This is a genomic window from Flavobacterium sp. UBA4854, assembly GCF_002399805.1.
Taxonomy (GTDB): Bacteria; Bacteroidota; Bacteroidia; order Flavobacteriales; family Flavobacteriaceae; genus Flavobacterium; species Flavobacterium ginsengisoli.
In genome coordinates, this window is record NZ_DHEI01000117.1 from 8,747 (window position 1) to 19,654 (window position 10,908).

The window sequence follows — 10,908 nt, forward strand, 5'->3', positions numbered from 1 at the left end:
CTAAAAGTCTCTTTATTGGTAGCGAATTTTAATATTGTCAAATTTTATTACACTTGGATTTGGCGTATCTCCTTGAGCAATACCGACTTTAATTTCATTAATTTTAGAAGGATCTAACGTTGCCGCCGAATTTGAACCAAATCCGTAATTATCTTTAAAATCGCTTAATAATATTGTCTTCGTGGTCCAGTTTACATCGGTCACTTTAAAATTATAGCCATAATTTACGCCATCAATAGTATTTAGCTGAATAGCAAATTGAGCACCTACAACATTTGCGCTTACATCAATGTCTATAAATGTTTTTAGGGCATCATTGTTTGAAGAGCTTAGGAAACTAGCTCCACCGCCAGCACTGCTTCCGTTATAACCATTTGCAGTTGAACCAGACCATGCTAATGTTGCATAACTTCCTGTTGGGCCACCAGTGGTATTGGCATTAAAACTATCGATATCACCATAAGCACTCCAATCTTCTCTGGAACCGTTTCCGTCAAAATCAGACACAAGAACGACAGTTGCAAAATTGATTGTTTTTTTTGCAGAACCACCAGGAGTAGTAACGACCAGCTCTGATCCTGAAATTGCGTCTGAAGGTAAACCGATGATAATTGAAGATGACGATTTTAGCGTATAACTAAGTGTTTTTCCGCCCAAAGTGATGGAAGAAACATTGTAAAACCATGTTCCTTCAATTTCTAATGGAAACCCAGGAGTTGCTACCTCTGGAATTGTTTTTGTTATGGTAGGAGTGGGTTGTAAAATCTCTATGTTTTTGGTGACCGATCCTGTTCCTGTTACAAACGTAATAGGCTGCACACCAAATCTGCTTCCTAGTTTTTCGTCAAAAGGAATAGTAAAAATAAAAGCTTGATCTGAATTATAGTTTGGATTAAAACTGATGTTAATTTTATTATCCAACGTAATTTTTTTTAATCCTTTTAAACCTTCACCTTCAACTCTGACCTTGTTTAAAGGAAAGGCCTGATTAAGCAAATCGCCAGGTTCAGCAACCATTGCATCAACGCTTGCGGTAGGTGCATCATCATTTTGGCAAGCAGCAAAAGAAACCAGTGCTAGAAGAATTATAATTCTATATGTTATTTTCTTGATCATAGTAAATGTTAGTTAAAGTTAAAAGGAACAGGAGGCTCTAATAACGATGGATTAGTATCAATAGCAGTTTGCGGTAAAGGCAATTCAAAGTAGTTGCTTCCAGGAGTTATTTTTCTTGAAATCAATACTGTTCTGTCATCATCAGAATAAAATCCAACTTCTTGTTGTGAAATAATAGCTGTTGCTTCCGCTAGACCACGGCGTTTTAAATCAAAGAAATATTGTCCTTCAAGTGCAAATTCAATTCTTCTTTCGTTAAATAAATCATCTCTTGTAAGAACTGTTTTAGCTGGTAATCCCGCTCTGGCTCTCACTTCATTAAAAGAGTCTAAAGCAGCTGCAGAAGTAGTTGAACTGGCTCCTGCCAAAATAGCCTCAGAATTCATTAGTAAAACGTCAGAATACCTTAGTATGATTGTGTTTTGCGAAGTTCTCATAAAAAACACATCGTTTCTTTCGGCAGCAGATCCTACAATATACTTTCTGAAATTAGCCGCAGTCGATGAGTATATTTTTTTATATCTAAAACCGCCTTGATTTTTTAATAATTCAGGATAAAAGTCGCCATCTGTCATGATTGTGCTCTTTTTTCTAGTGTCATTTGGTTCAAAACCACTTTGTAATGAAATAGAAGGCAGATAAACTCCCCAACCGTCACCACCGCCAGTTATTCCAGTACCACCAGGAACTATATATGCTTGATTTGTATTTTGGGTTCCCCATTCTGTAGCAACTGCCTTCCATTGCAGGGCAAACATACTTTCGGCGCTATTATTATTTTCGGGACTGCTAAATAAGTTTCCGTACTCTTGAATTAAAGTGTATTGATTTCCGATAATTTTCTGAGTTAGAGTTGCACATTCTGCATATTCATTTAATGTCAAATGCACTTTTGCAAGGATTCCCATAGCAGCAAATTTGGTAACATATCCTTTTTTTACCGAAGTTGCTGGTAAATTTTCGATCGCATATTCTAAATCTTGTTTTATGAATTTGTAAACATCTGTAACAAGATTTCTTTTTGGTTGCGCAGCCGATCCTGCTTTGTTGATAATAGGCACAGCTCCAAAGCTTCTTACCAGATAGAAATAAGCATTGGCTCTCATAAACCTTGATATTGCTATGGCATTTTTATAAGATGCTTCTGGGAGCTCGCTTTTTCTGTCTTCAACCAAACTCATTAAATTATTAGATTGATCAATAACAGAAAACAAAGAAGTATATCCTTCTGTCAGGATTGGATTTTGCGAGGTTACCTCCGCATCTTTAAATTGTGCATATGCACCATCAAATGTAAATGCGTTGCCAGCATACATATCGCCAACTGCAATTAAGAATTTATCATTAAAAGTAAACCAAGGTTTAAAATACAAACTCTCGGCAATTCCATCAAAAGCGGTAATTCCTTCGGGTAAATCGCCAGGTGTCAATTGATTTTCAGATGGAGCATCCAAAAAATCATCAGAACAGGAAAATAAAGACAGCAATGGTATTACCATTCCAATCATAAAAAGTTTAAAAAGTTTTTTCATAACTATTATTTTTATTTTAACGACTATGAATCATTAAGTTACTTGTGTTTTTGTCGATTTTAAAACTCTAGATTTAGACCCATAGAAGTTATTCTCGGTACTGGGTATCTTCCTAGATCAATACCGCTAAGGGTTATATTTTGATCTAAATTTCCTAAAGCAGGATCAAAACCAGAGTATTTTGTCCATGTGTATAAGTTTTGGACATTGACATACAATCTAACTTTAGATATAATAGACTTTTCGAAGATTTTGCTTGGTAAATCGTAGCTCAAAGAAACATTCTGAATTCTTAAATAAGAACCATCTTCAACAAATCTGTTAGAGATTCTTCCATTCCCATTTGGGTCATTAAGTGTAATTCTAGGTTCATTCGTATTTTCATTAACTCCCGGTTCAAAAGCATTTAAAGCTCTTGTGCTCACATTTGCAAATCGATCTCCAAATCCAGGATAGATACCATCTGTATAATGACGAGTAAAGTTGTAGATTTCATTGCCTTGGCTTCCCGTTAAAGCAATTGATAAACTGATGTTTTTGTATTTAAAGTTATTGGTAAATGAATAAGTGAAATCAGGTATTGCGCTTCCTATAGAAGTCTGATCTTTAGCATCAATTTTCCCATCATTATTAAGATCTTTAAAACGAATATCACCAATTCCTGTTCCTGTTTCCTGAATTGGCCCTGCGGCTAATTCTGCTGCATTTTTAAATATTCCATCTGTAACATATCCATAGAATTGACCAACTGGCTGGCCTTCTGTAGTTCTAGTTACGGTATACAAGTCGAATTGAACTTTACCCAATAGAGATTTACCTGCCCCTTGAAAACTGGTAAGTTCATTATTGTATTTTGAGAAAATAATAGTACTATCCCAAGTAAAATTATCTGTAACAATGTTTCTGGTGTTTAAGGTAAGTTCGACCCCTTTAGTTTGAATTTCACCCGTATTTAAATAATAATTTAATGCACTTTGATTTGACTCATCATTGATTTGCTTAGTAAGGAAATTAGAAGAATGTTTTACATAGTAATCAAAGTCTAATTTTACTCTATTGCTAAGCATTCCTAGTTCAAAACCAATGTTAAAAGACTTAAGAGATTCCCATTTAATATCTGGATTTCCTAAATTATCAATTGTTGGAGACACGCCTCCGAAAGGAGATGCAGTCAATGAAAGAATGGTTTGGTATCTGTTAGCAGGAATGTTTTGATTTCCTACCGAACCATAACCACCTCTAAATTTCAGATAATTGACTGTATTAGATAAAGGCTCAAAAAAGCTTTCGTTACTAACAGTCCAACCTGCAGCAAATGATGGAAAATATCCCCATTTATTATTAGGTCCAAAGTTAGAAGAAGCATCAGCTCTTAAAGAAGCCGAAAAAGAATAGCGATTAGAAAAACTATAATTTAATCTCGAAATGTATGAGGTCATCGACCATCTTCCAGAACCATTACCATTAACAGCGGTATCTATATCGCCTATGTTTAGGTTGGTAAAATCTTTGCTAAGGAAATCGCCCGATCTGTAACCGCTTAAATATTCGTATTGGCTTTCTTGTGCTTCCTGACCTAGTAAGAAAGTGAAATTATGTTTTTCACTAAATGTTTTATTATATGTCAAATAATTTTTTAAACTCCAGTAAAAACTTTGATCCTGCTGTTTAAAAGATTTATTTAATAGTTCAGATACATTTCCTAAAGTGTAGGCAGGGGCAAAAGAGCTGCTCTTTGCAAAATTTAAATCATATCCCAATTCTGTTCTAAAAACCAATCCTTTAGTAAGAGTGAAATCGGCAAAGACATTTCCATTAATTTTGTATCGGTCTGCTTTTGCGTTATTGTATTCTGATAATGCAATTGGGTTGGTTGCCTCATTTGCAGAAGAACCTAAACCGCTTGTTGGGCCGGCATAAGAACCATCGGCATATCTAACAGGTAATTCTGGAGACTGCCTTAATGTATTCATTACTAAACCACCTCTGTCATCGTTTCGAACTACTTGTTGAGATGATCTGCTTATTGACATATTGTTGCCAATTTTAAGCCATGATTTTACATTTGAATCCACATTTAATCTCATAGACATTCTATTGAAATCTGAATTCATCACAATTCCTTCCTGATCAAAATAATTCAAAGAAGTATAATATCTTGTTCCGTCTTTTTCGCCTGAAAATGATATTTGATGATTATACATAGTGGCAGTTCTAAAAAGTTCGTCCTGCCAGTTTGTTCCATTGCCTAATAAATTTGGTTTTTGATATTGATAAGGAACTGGTTCTCCATTTAGTTTGAAGATTTTAGTCTGATAAGCGGCATATTGAGGCAAGTTTAAAACATCAACTGAATTTGCCACTTGCTGAGTACCTAAATAGGTTTCATAGGTAAAAGCCGACTTTCCTTTTTTTCCTTTTTTAGTTGTAATCAAAACGACACCATTCGCACCATTTGCACCATATATTGCAGTTGATGAAGCATCTTTTAAGATATCAATGGTTTCGATATCCGAAATATTTAATCCAGATAAAGCCGAGTTTTTAGTCTGCCCATTTCCTCCGCCTAATGCACTAAATGCAAATGAGTCGTTGTTTTTATCTGCAAAAACAGGTGTTCCATCAATGACATATAAAGGCTCATTTCCATTAATAGAGGTAATACCCCTAATTTGCACCGAAATTCCTCCTCCTGGAGTTCCAGAATTTTGAGTAACATTTACACCTGCCGCTTTACCTACAAGAGCTTGATCGATGGAAATAAAAGGTTTGTCTTGAATTTCAGATGCTTTGATGGAAGAAATAGCACCATTTACATCTTTTCTTTTTGAAGTTCCGTAGCCAATAACCACGACTTCATTTAATTTCTCAAGGTCATTAACCATGTTGACTACCATCACTGATTTTGTATCTGCTTGCAGGGTTACAGTTTTGTAACCTATGTAGCTAAAAATCAATGTGCTTTTCGGATCTACATTGTTTAAAATAAATCCTCCGTCAAAATCAGTGGTTGTAGCATTTTTTGTTCCTTGTACTGCTACACCAACACCGGGTAGGCCAAGACCTCCTGATGTTACTTTTCCTTTAACAGTTTGCGCAAAGAAAAAGTTTCCCCACATACATACTATTAAACATAATAGTTTTTTTAATGTTTTTTTCTGCATAAAAATTGGTCGATTAAGTTAGTTTGTTTTTACTTGTAAAATATTTAATAGAAGAGACTTTTACATGTTCAAAAGTGGAGCTATAAGAAGATTCTCTTTTTCTTAAAAATTTCTTAACGAAAGTAAAATGTAGTGTGCTGCTATTGTAGAACGCATGAAGCATATTGTGCAACAAATGATGCAAAAAATGGAGATTAAGGGCTGTTATTGCTGAAAAGAAACAATTATGATATAAAACAGTCGATAAAGTATTGCTGAAAAAACTGCTAAAAAAATACTTTTTGTATAAAAAAGGAGTAGTAATATTTTAGATATATTAGATTTTACTCTCAAATAACAGAAAAGATTTTTTGAGGAAATTGACTTACAAAAAAAGAGCTTCGATTATGGTATCGAAGCTCTTTTTTAGGCTATTCTCTATTTTAAAGAGGTATTTTTAACGTTTATTTTTTTGTTCTTTTTCTTGTGTGGGCAAATGTCCGTATTTAATCTTATAACATTTGGTGAAATAGGAGGGAGATGTAAATCCAACTTTATAGCTAATTTCATTAATATTATTATTTCCTTTTTCTATCAATTGTTTTGCCTTTTCTAATCGTACATTTCTAATAAACTCATTTACCGAAACGCCCGTTAAGGTTTTTATCTTTCGATACAGCTGACTTCTGCTTAGGAAAATTTTAGACGATAGCAATTCGACACTTAATTCTGGTTCGCTGATGTTTTCGTTTATAAAATGCAGAATTTTTTGAATGAAATCATTATCAAGCGAAGTTGTTTTTTCTTTACCATCTTTTGTAATTCCGCTATAAAATTTCTTAAACATGATTTGTCTGCTCGTAATAAGCTGCGCTAGGCTAGATTTTAAGATGTCTAACTCAAATGGTTTACTGAGATAAATATCAGCACCTGAATCTATACCTTCTAATCTGTCTTTTACCATTGCTTTTGCCGAAAGCATTAGTAATGGAATGTGGCTAGTTTTTAAATCGCCTTTTATTTTTTTACACATCTGCAGTCCGTCCATTACGGGCATTATAACATCTGTAATAATTAAATCTGGTAATTTCAGAACAGCAAGTTCGTAGCCTTTTTGACCATTTTCGGCGACAATAACTTTATATAATTTGCTTAGTTCCTGTTTTAGGTAGTTTCTCAATTCAGGATTATCTTCAACAATTAAAACAGTATATGGTTTTACAGTTTCAGCAACATTTTCAGTTTGATCTACATAATCATCTTGATCGGTAGATTCAGATAGAAATTTAGTTTTAGTTTTTTCTATATTTTTTGTTTTGTCTCCTTCAATTATTTCGCTTTTCTTATACATAGATTTGCCTAAAGGAAAGGTTAATGTGAATTTTGTGCCTTGTCCTACCTGACTATCAACATCAATTCTTCCTTTATGAAGTTCCACAAATTCCTTTACAACCTCTAAACCAATTCCCGTACTTCCATAATAATCTTTATTTACATTATTGACCTGATAAAACCTGTCAAATATTCTTTTCAGATCTTTTTTGCGAATACCCGAACCTGTATCAGTAATAGTTATTGAAAAAGAAGGAACGATATTTCCATCAATTAGCAATAGATTATCGCCTTCTGATTTTGCTATAGAAATAGTGATTGAGCCATTATCGGGAGTAAATTTAAAAGCATTTGAAATAATGTTGAACAGTATTTTTTCGAGCATTTTAGGATCTAACCAATCCTCAAGCTCATCAAATTCAGACTCAAAATTAATAGTAATATTTCGTGAGGCGGCTTCCTCATCAAAATAACCTCTAATTCCTTGCGTAAAGGCCACGACTTCAATTTTTCTGGCTTGAAGAAAAATTCTGTTGAATTCTAACTTATTAAAGTCCATAAGTTCATTGATAAGTCTCGAAAGCCTATCTGAACTTTTGTGTACAATTTTTAGTTTGTTATGTATTTCAGGAGATAAATTTTTACTTTTCAGAATATCTTCTAAAGGATTGATAATTAGTGTTAATGGTGTTCTGAATTCATGCGAAATATTTGTGAAAAATTGCAGCTTATTATTGTTTAATTTCTCTGACTGAATATTTTTTTCTTTTTCTAAAATTATAGCCTGTTTTGCTTTAAAACGATTTTGATATATTTTATTAAGATATATAGTTAGAAAAACCAGTATCGAAGTGTACAGTAAATATGCCCAAATGGTTTTCCACCACGGCGGCAAGACTTTTATTTTTAATTCTAAAGGAACAGTATTCCACGAACCATCGGCATTTGCAGATTTTACTTTAAAAACATAATTACCTGGTGGCAAATTTGTATAAGTTGCGGCTCTGTTATTTCCTACATAATTCCAATCTTTTTCAAAGCCCTGCAGGTAGTAAGCATATTGGTTTTTCTTAGAATAATTATAGTTAATTCCAACATATTCAATCGTAAAAACAGATTGCGTATGATTAAGAATGATTTCTTTACTCTGACCAATTACTTTGGTTAATGGAGAAGCATCTTCATTAGGTTTTACAGATTTATTGAATAATTTGAAATCACTGAAATACAATTTTGGAGCTTTCTCTACTTTTTTGATCTCGCTAGGATTAAAATAATTTACACCCTCATAACTTCCAAAATACAGTTCTCCATTTCCATCTTTAAAGACCGCATTGTTGTTAAAATCATTATCAATAAGACCGTCATCTTTAGTAAAGCTGGTACTTTTTTTGTTTTTTAAATCAAGTTTTGTTAATCCTAATCCGCCGCTAATCCATAAATAGCCATTGTTGTCGGCAATTATGGCGCGAACAGATTTTTCTTTAAAACCTGGAAAATTATTATAGTTTGAAAATGTTCTATCTTTTTTATTATAGCTAAATAATCCTTCGCCGTCTGTTCCAATCCATATTGTTTTATCATTAGACTCGTAGATTGATAAAATAGTTTGGATGCTGTTATATTTCGTTTTGTCGTCGAACATGGCATCGCGCATTTTGGTAACTTTAAAACCAGAATCGTCTTTTAAACTTACCTGATATAAACCCAAAATCGTTCCAACCCACAAAACATTATCAGAATCTACAAAAACTTTACGGATAAAAGCATTGTCCAAAGCGTGTTCTGTAAATGATTTTGTGTTGCAATGAACAAATGTATTGTTCTTATTATCAAAATAATGCAATCCTTTTATGAAAGTTCCTATCCAGATTCTGCCCTTCAAATCCTCCGAAAAACTAAAAATCCTATTCGATTTTAATCCTTCAGTATTGGCAGTATTATAATTTATGAATCGGGTAGTGCCATTTTTTAAAAAGTAGATTCCGCGATCCCAACTTCCTATCCAAATATTTTGCTTGCTGTCTATGAATATGGTTTGAATATCAGCAGCGTCTAAACCAGAATAATAACTTTGGCTGTTTTTATTTACGTGAATGAAACTTTTATTGGTAAGATTATAAATGTCGAGACCGCCTCCTTCGTTACTGATTAACAGATCTCCTTTCTTGTCTTTTACAATTGAAGTGACATAGCTCGTCTGCAAAGAATTTTCGTTGTTGACTAGCGATTCAAGAGAATTAAATTTGTTAGTTGGTTTGTCAAATACGCCAAGTCCTTTATTAAAATATCCTAACCAGAGTCGCTTTTCTTTATCCTCATACAATGACCAGACAGAATTAGATTTTAAGCTAGAGTCATTATACTTGCTGTGCAAATACTTCTGGATTACTTGGCCTTTATAGTTTACAATCAATAATCCATCATTTTCAGTGCCACAAATTATATAATCTTGGCTGCTTTCTATAAGTGATAAGATTTTGTTTTTGGTTATAAAATAATTTTCAAATTGGTAATTATCAGTTTCTGGCTTAATTTTAATCAGACCATGTTCAGTAGTTCCCAGCCATATATATCCTAATTTATCTATAGCAAGATTTTCTATATCGTCCAATAAAGGTTCTCTTTTAAACTTGTCTTTATAAACCTGTTTAAGTTTGCCGTTTAAATCAAGTTCTAAGAGACCGTAACTTGTTCCTAAATAGATAATTCCTTGCTTATTTTTTACCGAAGATTTTATTAGGAAATTAAATTTGTCCAACACCTTTGACGGAATCAAAGTAGTTTTTAAAGTTTTTAGGTTAAGTTTAAATAATCCAAAACCATAAGTACCCAATATTAAGTTGCCATTGTTATCCTGATTAATTGTCTTTACAGTAATGGGTTCATCATATCCTTTTCTGATTACATCCTCAATATTGATTTTGGTGAAATTATCTAAATCTCTGTTATATAAACATAAACCGTCATCAGTGCCAACCCATAAGTTATTGTCAGAATCAACAAAAGTGGAATAAATAAAGTTACTGTTTATTGAGCCCGAATTTTTATTGTATTCATATCCAAAATAATTTACTCCGTCATATCGATACAAACCAGTACCATTTGTACCTATCCAGATAAAACCATTTTTATCTTGAATAATGGAAGAAATAGCTCTTTTTGAAGTAGTTTCCTGTATGCTTCTAAATTGATAGTTATCAAATTTATCTTGAGAAAATAGGCAATTCAAACCTATAAAGTAGCATACAAGAATATATTTAATATTTTTCATTTAATAGTAGTATTGATCAATCCTCGCCGAAAACCCGTCTTTATTTTTTAAGTGTAATTAACAATATTAATAAAACTAAACAAAAAATATACTTTTAATTGTGAAATTTGTCATATTGCCAAAAACCTGAGTATGATTAATTAATAATCTCACTCAGGTTATTAGATTGCTTAAAACAACATATTTTATACAAATAGATATAGTGCTCTTGCTAATTAATTTAGTTCAAATTTTTCAGTAAGACCTTTATCAGAACTTCCTCCAACCATGATTTTAAAAGTTCCCGGTTCTACCAGATAATTTCCTTCGTTATCGTAAAAACCAAGCTCTTTATACGTTAAAGTAAAGCTTACTGTTTTGGTTTCCCCTTTTTTCAGATTAACCAATTCAAAACCTTTCAATTCTTTAATCGGACGGACGATGCTTGCAAATTCATCATGAATGTACAATTGCACCACTTCTTTTCCGTCGTAATTTCCAGAGTTTGCAACTTCAACGCTTACCTGAACTT

Annotated in this window: 5 protein-coding genes; all 5 read right to left on the bottom strand. The window is 32.9% G+C overall.

The features are described 5' to 3' along the window. Window positions 1-12: 12 nt before the first annotated feature. Window positions 13-1,116, bottom strand: coding sequence for a hypothetical protein (locus tag B3J44_RS17360; protein ID WP_286969953.1), 1,104 nt, complete (start codon window positions 1,114-1,116; stop codon window positions 13-15). 8 nt (window positions 1,117-1,124) lie between these two features. Continuing rightward, a complete protein-coding gene (locus B3J44_RS17365; protein WP_286969955.1) occupies window positions 1,125-2,648 on the bottom strand; it encodes a RagB/SusD family nutrient uptake outer membrane protein in 1,524 nt (507 codons plus the stop codon). Between the two features lie 59 nt (window positions 2,649-2,707). Next, a complete protein-coding gene (locus B3J44_RS17370; protein ID WP_286969957.1) occupies window positions 2,708-5,812 on the bottom strand; it encodes a SusC/RagA family TonB-linked outer membrane protein in 3,105 nt (1,034 codons plus the stop codon). A gap of 436 nt (window positions 5,813-6,248) precedes the next feature. Next, window positions 6,249-10,397 (bottom strand): two-component regulator propeller domain-containing protein, encoded by a 4,149-nt coding sequence (locus B3J44_RS17375; RefSeq protein WP_286969958.1) that lies wholly within the window; start codon window positions 10,395-10,397, stop codon window positions 6,249-6,251. 215 nt (window positions 10,398-10,612) lie between these two features. Further along, on the bottom strand, window positions 10,613-10,908 hold a 296-nt coding region (locus B3J44_RS17380; protein ID WP_286969960.1), incomplete at its 5' end, for a fibronectin type III-like domain-contianing protein.